This is a genomic window from Halorientalis brevis (assembly GCF_042678165.1).
GTDB lineage: Archaea > Halobacteriota > Halobacteria > Halobacteriales > Haloarculaceae > Halorientalis > Halorientalis brevis.
Genome location: NZ_JBHUDJ010000002.1, coordinates 330,664 through 344,688 on the forward strand (window position 1 = coordinate 330,664; position 14,025 = coordinate 344,688).

Genomic DNA, 14,025 nt, shown 5'->3' on the forward strand with positions numbered 1-14,025 from the left:
TCGCTCAAAAATCTTGACTGTTGGCGGCCGTCCCCGATCGAGTCACCGACCGGTCGAAGAGAAACGAGGGCCGAGAGCCCGAGACGCAGTCAGCACCACGCGTTGAGGCCTTTCGCGTCCGTCAGTGCGACCGTCATCCAGGAGTCGTCCTGGCTCGGGTCCGCGAGGACGAACTGGTCGACCTCGCCGCTGTCGACCGAACCCATGACTTCACACTGCGCGACTTCTTCCGTGATGGCTGCGTCGGGCGCCATGTGTGTTACTGTTACACACCCACATATAAACGTGCCGAATTCGTGCCAAGTATCCACATATGGCAAGGGAACTGTACGCATACATAGCGCAACGGACACTCCCGAGAGCTCGAGCGAGCAGTGAGGAAGACGCCGCCTGGACGGTAAGAACCAGCAATCACCGGCAGAGAGCGTCGACGGCGACGCACGCGGCGGCCGGTGAGTCCGTCGTGACGGGGCACAGAGCCCGAACGCGAGGACGGAAAAGGTCGGTTGGCGGGCCAAGTCCGCGGCGAGCAAACCCGTCGGCCGGAAGCCGACCAATGTGCAAGGACTTTGTAGGAGCAGACAGGAGTTAGGGGCAATATGAAGGTCGCAGACGCCATGACGCCGCGTTCCGAGGTCGTCACCGTGGAGATTCCGGGGACCCGGGACGACGTGCTCGAGTACCTCCAGGAGCGGGCGTTCTCGTCGGTGCCAGTGATCAAACAGACGGACGCTGGCGAAGAGTTCCGCGGCATCGTCTCCCGCGACGCCCTGATCGAACAGCCGGACGAAGACCAGCTCGCCCTGCTGGTCGAAGAAGTCCCGACCACGACCGCCGACACCGACATCACCGAGGTCGCGAAGCTGATGGTGGACGAACACGCCCGTCGGGTCCCGGTCGTCGACGGCAAACTCGAAGGCATCGTCACCATCACCGACGTCGTCCACGCGATCGCGACGGGTGACGTCGACGGGGAGACCGAACTGGGCGACCTGGCCACGCGCGAGGTCAACTGCGTCTACGTCGAGACGCCGCTGCCGGTCGCCGAACAGGAACTGTCCCACGCGGACGTCCCCTACGGCGTCGTCCTCGACGAGGACGGCGAGATGTGCGGGATGATCACCGAGGTCGACATCTTAGACGTCGCCCGCGTCGTCGAGGGCGAGGACGACACCGGCGAGTCCATCGCCGACGAGGACGACGACTGGAAGTGGGAGTCGGTCAAGGCCGTCGGCAACAGCTACATGCCGACCCGCAACGTCGAGATTCCGGCCCGGCCGGTCCGTGAGTTCATGACCGATGGCCTCATCACCGTCTCGAAGCGCCGGACCGCACAGGACGCCGCCCAGAAGATGATCGACAACGACATCGAACAGATTCCGCTGGTCGGCGGCGACACGCTCACCGGCATCGTCCAGGACATCGACCTACTGCGAGCGCTATGACAGACGACACAGCGAGACTGACGGAACTGGCGAAACGCCGGGGCTTTTTCTTCCAGTCCAGCGAGGCCTACGGCGGCGTCGCGGGCTTCTACGTCTACGGCCCCGAAGGTGCAACGCTCAAGGAGAACGTCCAGGACGCCTGGCGCGATCGGTTCGTCCGCCGCGAGGGCCACATGGAGATCGAATCGCCCAACGTGATGCCCGAACCCGTCTTCGAGGCGTCGGGCCATCTGGACGGCTTCGACGACATGATCATCGAGTGCCCCGAGTGCGGGACCTCCCACCGCGCGGACCACCTCGTCGAGGACAACACCGACATCGAGGAAGCGGAATCCATCCCGATCCCCGAGGTCGAGGACATCATCGCCGAGGAAGACCTGGTCTGTCCGACCTGTGGCACCGAACTCGCCGGCGAGTCGGTCGACGACTTCAACCTCATGTTCGAGACGAACATCGGTCCCGGCAGCTCCTCGCCGGGCTACCTCCGCCCGGAGACCGCCCAGGGCATGTTCGTGGAGTTCCCGCGACTCAAGGAGTACGCCCGCGGACAGCTCCCGTTCGGCGTCGCGCAGGTCGGCGCGGCCTACCGCAACGAGATCAGCCCCCGGAAGGGCCTGATCCGACTGCGCGAGTTCGCGCAAGCAGAGCTAGAGCACTTCATCGACCCCGAGACCGACGAACCGCCGCTCTCGCAGGTCGAGGACGTCGAGGTGACGCTGTACTCGGCCGCCGCGCAGGCCGACGACGACGGCGAGCCGACGTCGATGACCATCGGGGACGCCGTCGCCGAGGACGTCATCGCCAGCGACTGGGTGGCCTACTACCTGGGCGTCGCCAAGGACTGGTACGCACGCATCGGCGTGGACATGGACCGGTTCCGCTACCGCCAGCACAACGAGGGGGAACTCGCCCACTACGCGGCGGACTGCTGGGACGCCGAAGCCGAGATCGGCGGCGACTGGATCGAGATCACCGGCTTCGCCTACCGGGGCGACTACGACCTCTCGAAACACGGCGAGTACGCAGACGAGGACTTCACCGTCTTCAAACAGTACGACGATCCCATTACTGTGGAGCGCGCCACCGTCGATCCGGACATGAGCTACCTCGGGCCGGAGTTCGGCGGCGACGCCGCTGCCGTGGCCGACGCGCTCGAAGCCCTGGCCGAACGCGACCGGGCTGCCTTCGAGGGCGACGAGGTCACCGTCGAGGTCGACGGCGACGAGAAGACGGTTCCAGTGGAAAAGACGGGGTTCGGCGTCGAGGAAGTGACCGAATCGGGCGAGCACATCACGCCTCACGTCGTCGAGCCGTCCTTCGGCGTCGATCGGTTGGTGTACACCGTCCTGGCGCACAGCTACCGCGAGGACGAGGTCAGCGAAGAAGAGAGCGAGACCGACGACGAGGACGAAGAGCGGACGGTGCTCTCGCTGCCGCCGGAAGTCGCGCCCAAGACCGTCGCGGTCTTCCCGCTGATGGCGAAGGACGGTCTGGGCGAGCGGGCACGCGAGGTCGCTGACGAGTTGCGCGCGGCCGGGTTCGAGGTCGCCTACGACGAATCGGGGTCGATCGGTCGACGCTACCGCAGACAGGACGAGGTGGGGACGCCCTTCTGCGTGACCGTCGACTACGACACGCTCGAAGACGACACCGTCACGGTTCGGGACCGTGACTCGACGGCACAAGCGAGGGTGGGGATCGGGGATCTAGCAGCGCAGTTGCGGGCGCTCCGTGCAGGTGAGACGTCCGTCGCCGATCTCTAATGGCCAACGAGATCGCCCGCAAACTGGTCCACGCCAGTGGTGCGGGGATTCCGGCGCTGTACCTGTTGAACCAGCGGTTCATCCACTCGCCGTATCTCACGTGGGAGTCCATCCGCTACGTTCTCGCCGCAGGCGTCGCTATCACCGTCGTTCTAGAGATCGTTCGCCTGGGTTTCGGGTGGAACTGGATCGTCTTCGAGAAGCTCACCCGGGAGTACGAACAGGACAGCGTCGCCGGCTACGCGATGTACGTGTTCAGCGGGTCGCTGACGGGCATCGTCTTCGAGCCGCGGATCGCGATTCCGGCGATTCTGATGCTCACGCTCGCCGATCCGATCAGCGGGCAGCTCAGTGCCGACGAACTGCGCACGATCAAGCGACCGCTCGTGCTCGTGACGATGTTCGGCGTCTGCACGCTCATCGCGTCGATCTGGGTGCCGCTGCCGGCGGCGATCCTGGGCGGCCTCGCGGCGATGGTCGCCGACGGCGTCAAGCCCATCGTCCACGGCTTCGTCGTCGACGACAACCTGACGATTCCGATCTACGCGGCCGTCGCGATGACCGTCGGGCTGCTGTATCTCCCCGCAGTCACGTTCTGATTACTTTCGCCGCGGTACGCGAACCCTTAACCGGGATGGACGGATACGGGGGATAATGGCAGCGACCGACGAGGTCGACAACATCGAACACCCGCTCCTGACCGACGGGCTGCTGGAGGAACGCCAGTACCAGCTCCAACTGGCCGACGCCGCGCTCGCCGACCACACGCTCGTCTGTCTCCCGACGGGGCTGGGGAAAACGTCCGTCAGCCTGCTGGTGACCGCCCATCGCCTCCACGAACGCGGCGGGAAAGCGCTCTTTCTCGCGCCGACGAAACCGCTCGTCAACCAGCACGCCGACTTCTACCGGGAAGCCCTCCAGATCCCCGACGACGAGATCGTCGTCTTCACCGGCGAGGTCCGTCCGGACGACCGCGCCGAACTGTGGGACGACGCGAGAATCGTCATCGCGACGCCCCAGGTCGTCGAGAACGACCTCGTCGGCAATCGGGTCTCGCTGGCCGACGTGACGCACTGCACCTTCGACGAGTGTCACCGCGCCAGCGGCGACTACGCGTACAACTACATCGCCGAGCGCTATCACGCCGACGCCGAGGACCCGCTCGTCACCGCGATGAGCGCCTCACCGGGCGGCGACGAGGAAGCCATCCTGCAGGTGTGCGAGAACCTCGGTGTTCGTGAGGTCGAGGTGATGACCGAGCGCGACGCCGACGTGGCCGAACACACCCACGACACCGACGTGGAGTGGAAGCGCGTCGAACTCCCCGAGGAAGTGCTGGAGATCCGGGATTCCCTCAACGACGTCATCAAAGACCGCCTGACCAAACTCAAGGAACTGGGAGTGACGAACAAGACGAGTCCCGACCTCTCGGAAAAGGAGCTGGTCAGGATTCAGGGCAAGTTGCGGGAGTTGATGGACAACGACCAGTCGGAGGGGTACAAGGGGATGAGCCTCCACGCCGAGATCCGGAAGTTAAACACCGCAGTGAACTACGTCGAGACCCAGAGCGTCGAGTCCCTGCGGCGCTACTTCGAGCGGCTGAAAAACGCCGCCCGGAGTTCGGGCGCCTCGAAGGCAGACCAGCGACTGGTGTCGGACCCGAAAGTCCGCGAGTCGATGCGCCGGGCCGAAGACTACGACGACCTGCACCCGAAGTTCCGCCAGACGCGCATCCTCCTGGCGGAGACGCTGGGGCTCAACGACGGCGAGCGAGTCATCGTCTTCACGGAGTCCCGCGACACGGCAGAGACCCTGACGGAGTTTCTGGGCCAGCACTTCGAGACGCACAAGTTCGTCGGCCAGAGCGACACCGAGGGCAGCGACGGGATGACGCAAACACAGCAGCAGGAGACCCTCGACGACTTCCGGGCCGGGGAGTTCGAGGTGCTGGTCTCGACGTCCGTCGCCGAAGAGGGACTGGACGTGCCCGAAGTCGATCTGGTCCTGTTCTACGAACCAGTGCCCACGGCGATTCGGTCCATCCAGCGGAAAGGGCGGACCGGCCGCCAGACCCAAGGCCAGGTCGTCGTGTTGCTCGCCGAGGACACCCGCGACGAGGCGTACTTCTGGAAGTCCCGCAACGACGAGAAACGGATGAAACGCGAGCTGCGCGACCTCAAATCCGTCGCAGGCGAAATCGAGGCGGAACTCGTCGAACAGCCCGGCGTCGACGAGTACGGGGACGACGGAGCCGCAGCCGGGGGAGATCCCGAGGAGGACGAATCCGGCGAAACCGATCCGGGCGAGACAGCCGCCCCCGACCCCGCTAGTGAAGGTGTTGCACATGAAACGAAGGGGCAAACGGCCACGAACGGTGGCGAGTCCGCAACCAAGCCGGACGCGGGACAGTCCGGACTGACTGCGTTCGCTGCCGACGAAGCCACCGCCGCCGACAGCGCGGGACAGACGGGCGACGGGTCTGCTGCTGCAGACGAAACCGGGGGGTCGACCGGAGATGGGTCGGGGGGTGGAGACGAAACGGGGGGCGAAAGCAGTGACAGGTCCGACGGTGGAGACGAAACGGAGGGGGTCGTCGCCGAGGCCGAACCCCAGGCGGAGGGCGTCGAGATCGTGGCCGACCAGCGCGAACTCGATTCGACCATCGCCCGCGACCTCTCGACGCGCGAGGGCGTCGAGACGCGGCTGGAGACGCTGGAAGTGGGCGACTACGTCCTCTCGGACCGGGTCGTCGTCGAACGCAAGACGGTCGGGGACTTCCTGGACACGCTCACCGGTGGAGATCGCTCGATGTTCGAGCAGGTCGGCGACGCCAGTCGTCACTACACGCGTCCGGTGGTCATCATCGAGGGCGGCGACCTCTACGGCGAGCGCAACGTTCACCCGAACGCCGTCCGGGGCGCGCTCTCGGCGCTCGTGATCGACTTCGGCGTGAGCGTCCTCAGAACCGCCGACGAGGACGAGACCGCCGACATGCTGGAGGTCATCGCCACCCGCGAACAGGAGACCGCCGACCGCGAGGTGAGCGTCCACGGGGAGAAACAGTCGAAGACGCTGGCCGAACAGCAGGAGTACGTCGTCGCCTCGATCGGCGACGTGGGGCCGGTCACCGCACGATCGCTGCTCGACCACTTCGGCAGCGTCGAAGCGGTCATGACCGCCGACGAGGAGGACCTGCTGGACGTCGACGGCGTCGGCCAGGTGACGGCCGACCGCATCCGCGACGTGGTCGGCAGCGACTACGACGGGTGACAGCAGAGTTCGACTGGAAACGGAGGGGTTATTTGTCCGCTCGTTTGACCGCCGCGAGCGCGTCGGCCGCCTCCTCAGTTGCGGCCAGGTACGCGCGGGCGCGTTCGAGGTCCTCACTCGCCTCGGCCTGCTGTGCGAGGCGGGTTACCGTGCGAGTGAGCGACGCACGAGCGTTCGCCAGTGACTCGCCGTCGACGTCGGAAACGCGTTCCTGTTGCTGGGGTTGAACGTCCGTTGCAGGTGGAGTCGTCGTGTCCGGAACTCCCGTTGTCCCGTCGCGTGCACGCGCAGTATCGGGCAACTCGTTCTCCGACGGAACCGGCGGCTGCGAGGGAGACGGGGAGGTCGGTTCAGGGGTCGCGTCGGCGTCGACCGAATCTGTCGCGTCGGCCGGTTCGTCCGGTTCGACACCCCCCACCCCCTCCGTTTCAGGTCCACTGGCCGAGACGTCCTGGGGGGTGGTCTGTGACTGCTCGCCCTCGTCTTCGCCGACGACTTCCTGGCAGGTCGGACAGAACTGCTGGCCCTCGTGGCGGAAGATCGGATCGCCGCAAGTGCCACAGTGGCTGTTGGTCATCGTCGCGCCCTTGAGGAGGAGGTCGCTCATGCGCTCGGTCGACTCTCGGTTCTGCTTGTCGCGCTCGTACTTCTCGCGCAATTTCTCGCGTTCGGCTTCCTTGTCGAACTCGCTCATATACGTAGGGAGTCGGTTCGGGTGGAAAAGGCTTTGCGAGAGCGAGTGACGCCCGACGCTGCCAGCGGGCGGTCGCAAAAACCACTGGACATGACAGGTGTGACGGGGTATCGAAAGAAGTTAATCCCTCGGGAGCGCCAGTTCCAGGCGATATGACGAAAGTTAGCATAGTCGGTGCGGCGGGCACCGTCGGTGCGGCAGCGGGCTACAACATCGCGCTGCGGGACATCGCCGACGAACTCGTCTACGTCGACATCCCGGAGCAGGAAGACGTCACGGTCGGCCAGGCGGCCGACACGAACCACGGCGTCGCGTACGACGCGAACACCACGATCCGCCAGGGCGGCTACGAGGACACCGCCGGCTCCGACGTGGTCGTCATCACGGCGGGCATCCCGCGCCAGCCGGGCCAGACGCGTATCGACCTCGCGGGCGACAACGCCCCGATCATGGACGACATCATCTCCCAGCTCGAAGAGCACTCGGATGATTTCGTCTCGATCACCACCTCGAACCCGGTGGACCTGCTGAACCGCCACCAGTACGAGGTCGGCGACCGCGACCGTCACAAAGTCATCGGCTTCGGTGGCCGCCTCGACTCCGCGCGGTTCCGCTACGTCCTCTCCGAGCGCCTCGACGAGCCGGTCCAGAACGTCGAAGCCACCATCCTCGGCGAGCACGGTGACGCACAGGTCCCCGTGTTCTCGAAGGTTCGCGTCAACGGCCAGGATCTCGAGTTCTCCGAGGACGAGCAGGAAGAGATCCTCGAAGACCTCCAGGAGAGCGCCATGAACGTCATCGAGCGCAAGGGCGCGACCGAGTGGGGTCCGGCGACGGGCGTCGCCCACATGGTCGAGGCCGTCATCCGCGACACGGGGGAAGTGCTGCCCGCCTCCCTCAAGCTCGACGGCGAGTACGGCTACGACGACGTCGGTCTCGGCGTCCCAGTCAAGCTCGGGGCCGACGGCGTCGAGGAAGTCGTCGACTGGGACCTCTCCGAGAAAGAGGAGGACCTGCTCGACGAGGCTGCCGACAAGCTCTCCGAGCAGTACGACAAGATCTCCTGATCGGCAGTCGTCGCTGCAGGCGAACACACGATTTCTTTCGACGGCGATCCCCCCAGCGACAGCTGTTTACCGGTCAGTGGAAGGCGGGTCCTGGCGGTCGCAGGCGAACTCGTCGGGCAGGTCCGCCCCGACGAGGGCCGCCCACTCGCAGAGGCGTGCGGTTCGTCGGCGCATGAGTTACAGGTGGGAGAATCCTTGGCATCGAATATAACGATTGTGCCGGGCAGTCCGTCAGGTAACGGAGCGGACAGGCAGTACAGCACTCACGATCGGCGGGAAAGAATTACTCGTGCCAGGTTTCGGGCACCTGGATGGTGTAACGACCGTCTTCCTGCAGGGCGATGATGTACTCTTCGCGGTCGTAGAGTTCCATCAGGTTGAGTTCGTACGTGCCCGGGCTGAGGATCTTGATGCTCTCGAACTGATCGTTGAGCTCCTCGCGGAGTTGGGCGAGGTCGGGCCGGTCTTCGGCGAGTTCGTCGGCCTGCTGTTCCCCAGCGGGTTCGGCGTCGGAGGCGGATGGTGATACCGTCGGTGCGTCCGACTGGACGGCGTCCGTGTCGTCGGTCGGGCCCCAGCCGCTGCTCGGGATCTCGTCGGGGCTGACGACCTCACTGCGGGCGTTCGCCTGTGCCGTGTCCTCGGTCGTCGGGGCGGCGTCAGACGAGTCAGTTGTGCGTGCACCCGTCGAGGCGTCGTCCAGTGACGTCGCGTCTGGCTCCGGAGATCCGGCGTCGGAGCCGCCGACCAGGTTCCGAACGGTCGCCGCAGCGTTCCCGACGGTGCGAGCGACCGAACTGTCCGGGCCGGGTGGCTCCGGTGGCTCGGCCGTCGTGTCGGGTTCCTCGGGGACGTCGTCGTCCGACGGGTGGAACTGGAACTTGTTGCCACCGCAGTCGGGACAGCCCGAGAGCATCTCCTTCGACCCGTCCTCGAACGACAGGCCGCAGTTCGTACACTGGTGGGGCATTATTTCCGGGATACCAAGGCGCTGATGAGCGTCTCGTCTTTGTGCAGCGTCTCGATCTGGTTCGCCGGGCCGATGACGGTGAGTTTCTTCGTATCGGTGTCTTTGCCCATCAGGCGGTTGAACAACCCGCCATCAGAGGAATCGGACTTGGGGTAGGTCTCGATCTCGATGCCGTTGAACTCGTCGGGACTGATCTCGGTCATCGTGACTTCGATCAGTTTCGACTCTTCGTCGGGCGAGAGTCCCTCTTCTAAGATGACGATGTTGCCGTCGTGGACGCCATCGAGGATCATCCGGATCTTCTCCATGGAGGCCATGCCCTCCATCCGTTCGCCGCTGATGAGGTCGATCTGAACGCCGTCGTCTGCTTTTTTGACTTCTGCCATCGATATCACCCGAAGTAGTCCGCAATCTTGTCGTAGACCTCGTCCATGTTGTCACCCTCGAGCGCGGAGAGCGGGATGGTCTCGTGTTGCGGGAACGCGTTCTCGATCCGGCGCACGTTCGACTCGGGCAGGTCCGTCTTGTTCGCGAGGATCAAGACGGGCAGATCCTGGCTCTCGATGATGCCGACCAGCATCGTGTTGACCTGCGTGAACGGGTCCTCCGTCGAGTCGAGCACGTACAGGACGCCGTCGACGTCCTCTCGCAGCCAGTGCATCGCTTCGGCGACGCCTTCGGTGGCCTCGCGCGAGCGCCTGACCGCGTCGTCTTTCTCCATGTCGTGTTCGAGAAACTCCGTGTAATCGACCTTGGTCGTCACACCGGGGGTGTCGACGACGTCGATGGTGACGGATTTGCCGTTGCGCTCGATCTCGACGTTCTCTTTCCTGCGTGCGCGACGAGTCTCGTGGGGAATGTGACTCTCCGGACCGACGGCGTCGCCAGTCCAGTCGCGCGCGATTCGGTTCGCCAACGTCGTCTTCCCGGCGTTCGGTGGCCCGTAAATGCCGATCCGCTTCGGGTCCTCCTCGGAGAACAACGACGTTATCGCTCTCGAAATGCTGTCTCGGATGTCCGTGATCAGTCCCATCCTGGTGCCTCCCGCTCCCTCGAATCGACTCGAGAGAGCCTCTGAGGAAACTTGCCTATCGGATTCACTTAAGTGTACGTCAGACATACATAAATATTCCGATATGTAAACGGAAAACCGCGAGAGGGAGAGCGGACGCGAAACGACGGGGAGGACAGGTCCTGCGGCCAGCTGACGTCCCAGACGCGACTGTGCGTGGATGTCTCCCGTTCGAAATTCTCACTTCGACGAGATACCTGTACGAGGAGGGGAGCGGTTCGACTCGAACCGATCTTCCCGCTGTATCAAGACACCCTCGAGTAACAGCCTCTAGCAGTGATCGAAGAACTCCGGGAAGGGCGTTCGAATTGAAAGAAGGGGTCCTTTACCAGAGAGCATCATAGCAGAGGTCAACAGATCAACCGATGGGAACGGGACGAGTACCGTGGAGCAAGGCCGGATCGACTGGCGGGGACTAGCCCCCCACCCCCTTGTTTCAACTGGAACGGTGAGAAGAGGGAGGGGAGGGGGGTCCCGCAAGAGTGTCCCGCAACTTCGAAACCTCTAGCTAGAGTTGTTCACACTGCTGTTCTAGGCCTTTCCCTAGCAAACTCCCTAACTCTAGTCTGTTTTTGTCTAGTACGGATTTGGTTTTGCTGGGTATAACTTAAGCTTTTCTTCTATCTAGAGACTTCTTTGCTGGAGGGGGTCCCCCCACCCCCCTTTGAACCCAACTCCACCCGAAACGAAGGGGTGGGGGGGTTCTGTGGGAGAGAATCTCTCTCGATGCAATTCGGTCGTCTGCACTGCACGGTGCCGACGCTTCATGTCGACCCCCTCGGATGGCGACACTCTAACCGGGTCGAGCTGGCTGACTGCTCGACTCTCTATTCTCTCAAATAGGTATCATATATGATCGACCGAGTAGTCAGTCGCTGCTCGGGTCGGTGGTTCTCATCTCGCGTCAGCACACCGCAGGCGCTGGACGGGAACCGCTGCTCTCCGACCCGTAGTCCGACTGCATAGCGGAGACTCTCGATCGGATCGTGTGGACGCAACTGGTTCCGTATGCTGTCCTCTCAGAGAGGACTGCTGCGTTCCAATGGTCGCAGCAAGGTCCGATTGTCCCCCCGTTCATCCTTAACTATCGAAATGTTTAATACGAAGTCAACCACGGGTTCTTGTGGTTCAACTGGACGTCCCGAAATTCGCGAATCAGCGTAATGATCGCATCTCTACCCTGTTTCGCGGTGTTTCCTGGGGCGCGAGGTATCTCTCTCCACCTGAAACGGAGGGGTCGCACATATGACAGACGGCGGGAACGAATCAGATGACTCCGGCGTGAACACGGGCGGTTCAGACCGGCCTGACGGTCGGGCTTCGGTCGACGACCTCGCGGACGAGGTCGACGATGATGCCCCCTCGATAAGCGTCGGCCCAGACGAGACGACCGGTGACGGGCCGTCACTCGGTGGCGAGGACGACGGCCCGTCACTCGACGACGTGGTCTTAGAAGAGACGCCCAGTGGTGAGGACGCGGACGAGGCCTCACGGGGCCTGTTCGACGATCTCCTGAGTGGCGCCCCGATCTTCGAGAACAAGGAGGTGTTGCGTCCCTCCTACACGCCACACAAGCTTCCCCATCGCGAAGAACAGATCAACAACATGGCGACGATCCTCGTGACCGCGCTGCGCGGGGACACGCCGTCGAACATCCTCATCTACGGGAAGACCGGCACTGGCAAGACCGCGAGCGCGAAGTTCGTCAGCGAGGAACTGGAGACGACCTCCCAGAAGTACGAGGTTCCCTGTGAGGTCGAGTACATCAACTGCGAGGTGACCGACACCCAGTATCGCGTCCTCGCCCAACTCGCCAACAAGTTCATCGAGAAGAACCGTGGCGTCATCGACGACCGCCTCGACGAATTGGAGGACCTGCGCGAGCGCGCACGCGAAGACGACACAGTGCTCGGGGAGTCAGACCTCGACGTCGAGACCGTGGCGGACCTCGACGCGAAGATCGAACAGCTCCGCGACGACCGCGACGAGTTCGAGGAGGTGCCGATGACCGGGTGGCCGACCGACCGCGTGTACAACACCTTTTTCGACGCCGTCGACTACCACGAACGCGTGGTCGTCATCATGCTCGACGAGATCGACAAACTCGTCGAGAAGAGCGGCGACGACACACTCTACAACCTCTCGCGGATGAACTCCGAACTGGAGAAATCCCGGGTGTCGATCATGGGGATCAGCAACGACCTGAAGTTCACCGACTTCCTCGATCCTCGCGTCAAGTCGAGCCTCGGCGAGGAGGAGATCGTCTTCCCGCCGTACGACGCCAACCAGCTCCGGGACATCCTCCAGCACCGCTCGGAGGTCGCCTTCGAGAACGACGCGCTCTCGGACGACGTCATCCCGCTGTGTGCCGCCTTCGCCGCACAGGAACACGGTGACGCCCGGCGTGCGCTCGACTTGCTCCGGACGGCGGGCGAACTCGCAGAGCGCGGCCAGACCGAACGCGTCGAGGAAGACCACGTCCGGCGCGCCCAGGAGAAGATCGAACTCGACCGCGTGGTCGAGGTCGTGCGGACGCTCCCCACGCAGTCGAAACTCGTCCTCTTTTCGATCATCCTCCTGGAGAAAAACGGCGTCCACAACATCAACACCGGCGAGGTGTACAACATCTACAAGCGGCTCTGCGAGGAGATCGACGCCGACACGCTCACGCAGCGTCGGGTCACCGACCTCATCTCCGAACTGGACATGCTCGGGATCGTCAACGCCGTCGTCGTGAGCAAAGGCCGCTACGGCCGGACCAAGGAGATCAGCCTCTCGGTTCCTATCGAGGAGACGGAAGCGGTCCTTCTCAGCGACTCGCGTCTCGGGGACATCGAGGACATCCAGCCGTTCGTGCAGGCGCGCTTCGACAACTGAGAGAAACTTTTTGCGGCGTTTAGCTGACCGCGATCTCGGCTGCTTCGACGCTCGGAACCGGTGAGACGGAGCCGACGCCCAGGCGGAGCCGTCCGATGATCGGCATCCGGAACTCGGCGGTGCCGATCACCCACTCGGGCTTGACGATGCCGGAGACGCCGGACGACCCGAGCTGGTCGTACGTCGGGTTGTTGTCTCCGAGTGTGACGAACCCGGAGTGATTCGCCGGACAGTACTCGAGCGCCTCACAGCTGCGCTTGTCTTCCGGGAGGAACTTGTTCTGGGCCTTCGTCTGGTACCAGTTTTCGCTCTCGTTGACCCAGAAGACGGCGCGGTGGATCACCGGCGTCGCCTCCGTGTCGCCGTCAGGTGCGTAGATGATCACGTCTCCGGGGAGGTTGAACTTCGCGTAGCCGGACTTCTGTGCCCGGTAGACGGGGACGACCCCCGTGTCCCGGACCGATCGCGGTCCCGGGAACCGGTGTTCTTCCATGACGAAGACCAGATCACCGGTGTCGATGTTGGGCTCCATGCTGGGACTCTCGATTGCGACCATCGGCGGCCAGACGCCACTGATCGCAAACAGCAGGAGTCCGATGCCGAGAACGGCGAAGATACTCCCGAGGAAATCGTCGAGAAAGGAACCCCCCCGTGTGTCACCCGGGGACGACGACGATTCGGACCGCGGCCCCCTCCGCTCCTCACTACGATCACTCATCGAAACAGGATTATCTCGGCCACTGCTTCAACTTTGTGTGTCACCGCACTGGTGTCTCCTGGCACACATTCGTACTACACTCTGTGCCCAGGTCCCGCCCGGTACGTTCCGGTCGATGTCCACCACCCTCGATTCGCTATCCTTTTTGT

Annotated in this window: 12 protein-coding genes; 6 read left to right on the top strand and 6 right to left on the bottom strand. The window is 63.8% G+C overall.

What is annotated here, in order from left to right:
• Positions 1–89 precede the first annotated feature (89 nt).
• Complete coding sequence (locus ACFR9U_RS05410) at positions 90–254, bottom strand: DUF7556 family protein (protein WP_247379786.1); 165 nt, start codon at positions 252–254, stop codon at positions 90–92.
• A gap of 345 nt (positions 255–599) precedes the next feature.
• Here ACFR9U_RS05410 and ACFR9U_RS05415 point away from each other — a divergent pair, with 345 nt between their 5' ends.
• From ACFR9U_RS05415 to ACFR9U_RS05430, 4 genes are read left to right on the top strand one after another with little or no spacing between them, the layout of a single operon-like run.
• On the top strand, positions 600–1,445 hold the full coding sequence (locus tag ACFR9U_RS05415) for a CBS domain-containing protein (RefSeq protein ID WP_247379783.1): 846 nt from the start codon (positions 600–602) through the stop codon (positions 1,443–1,445).
• On the top strand, positions 1,442–3,208 hold the full coding sequence (glyS, locus tag ACFR9U_RS05420; protein ID WP_247379781.1) for a glycine--tRNA ligase: 1,767 nt from the start codon (positions 1,442–1,444) through the stop codon (positions 3,206–3,208). The genes ACFR9U_RS05415 and glyS overlap by 4 nt, the downstream gene beginning before the upstream one ends.
• The gene (locus tag ACFR9U_RS05425) at positions 3,208–3,807 is read left to right on the top strand and encodes a diacylglycerol/polyprenol kinase family protein (RefSeq protein ID WP_247379779.1); all 600 of its coding nucleotides are present in this window, start codon (positions 3,208–3,210) and stop codon (positions 3,805–3,807) included. Before glyS ends, ACFR9U_RS05425 begins: the two co-directional genes overlap by 1 nt.
• Before the next feature lie 55 nt (positions 3,808–3,862).
• Positions 3,863–6,478 carry a DEAD/DEAH box helicase gene (locus tag ACFR9U_RS05430; protein ID WP_247379777.1) on the top strand — a complete coding sequence of 872 codons (2,616 nt, stop codon included), beginning with the start codon at positions 3,863–3,865 and terminating at the stop codon, positions 6,476–6,478.
• A gap of 28 nt (positions 6,479–6,506) precedes the next feature.
• Here ACFR9U_RS05430 and ACFR9U_RS05435 read toward each other — a convergent pair whose 3' ends face one another.
• Complete coding sequence (locus ACFR9U_RS05435; protein ID WP_247379775.1) at positions 6,507–7,172, bottom strand: Sjogren's syndrome/scleroderma autoantigen 1 family protein; 666 nt, start codon at positions 7,170–7,172, stop codon at positions 6,507–6,509.
• A 152-nt stretch (positions 7,173–7,324) separates the two neighbouring features.
• Here ACFR9U_RS05435 and mdh point away from each other — a divergent pair, with 152 nt between their 5' ends.
• Entirely contained in the window at positions 7,325–8,239 is a 915-nt protein-coding gene (mdh, locus tag ACFR9U_RS05440) for a malate dehydrogenase (protein ID WP_247379772.1), read from the top strand.
• Positions 8,240–8,522: 283 nt separating this feature from the next.
• Here mdh and ACFR9U_RS05445 read toward each other — a convergent pair whose 3' ends face one another.
• From ACFR9U_RS05445 to ACFR9U_RS05455, 3 genes are read right to left on the bottom strand one after another with little or no spacing between them, the layout of a single operon-like run.
• On the bottom strand, positions 8,523–9,209 hold the full coding sequence (locus tag ACFR9U_RS05445; RefSeq protein ID WP_247379770.1) for a Zn-ribbon domain-containing protein: 687 nt from the start codon (positions 9,207–9,209) through the stop codon (positions 8,523–8,525).
• The gene (locus ACFR9U_RS05450; RefSeq protein ID WP_247379768.1) at positions 9,209–9,595 is read right to left on the bottom strand and encodes a DUF2073 domain-containing protein; all 387 of its coding nucleotides are present in this window, start codon (positions 9,593–9,595) and stop codon (positions 9,209–9,211) included. The genes ACFR9U_RS05445 and ACFR9U_RS05450 overlap by 1 nt, the downstream gene beginning before the upstream one ends.
• A gap of 5 nt (positions 9,596–9,600) precedes the next feature.
• The gene (locus tag ACFR9U_RS05455) at positions 9,601–10,242 is read right to left on the bottom strand and encodes an Era-like GTP-binding protein (protein ID WP_247379766.1); all 642 of its coding nucleotides are present in this window, start codon (positions 10,240–10,242) and stop codon (positions 9,601–9,603) included.
• 1,284 nt (positions 10,243–11,526) lie between these two features.
• Between ACFR9U_RS05455 and ACFR9U_RS05460 the strand changes: the two genes are divergently transcribed.
• Positions 11,527–13,158 carry a Cdc6/Cdc18 family protein gene (locus ACFR9U_RS05460; RefSeq protein WP_247379764.1) on the top strand — a complete coding sequence of 544 codons (1,632 nt, stop codon included), beginning with the start codon at positions 11,527–11,529 and terminating at the stop codon, positions 13,156–13,158.
• Between the two features lie 19 nt (positions 13,159–13,177).
• On the opposite strand, the gene ACFR9U_RS05465 is transcribed toward ACFR9U_RS05460, so the two are convergent.
• Positions 13,178–13,876: a S26 family signal peptidase gene (locus tag ACFR9U_RS05465; protein WP_247379762.1), complete on the bottom strand. Its 699-nt coding sequence runs from the start codon at positions 13,874–13,876 to the stop codon at positions 13,178–13,180.
• Positions 13,877–14,025 lie beyond the last annotated feature (149 nt).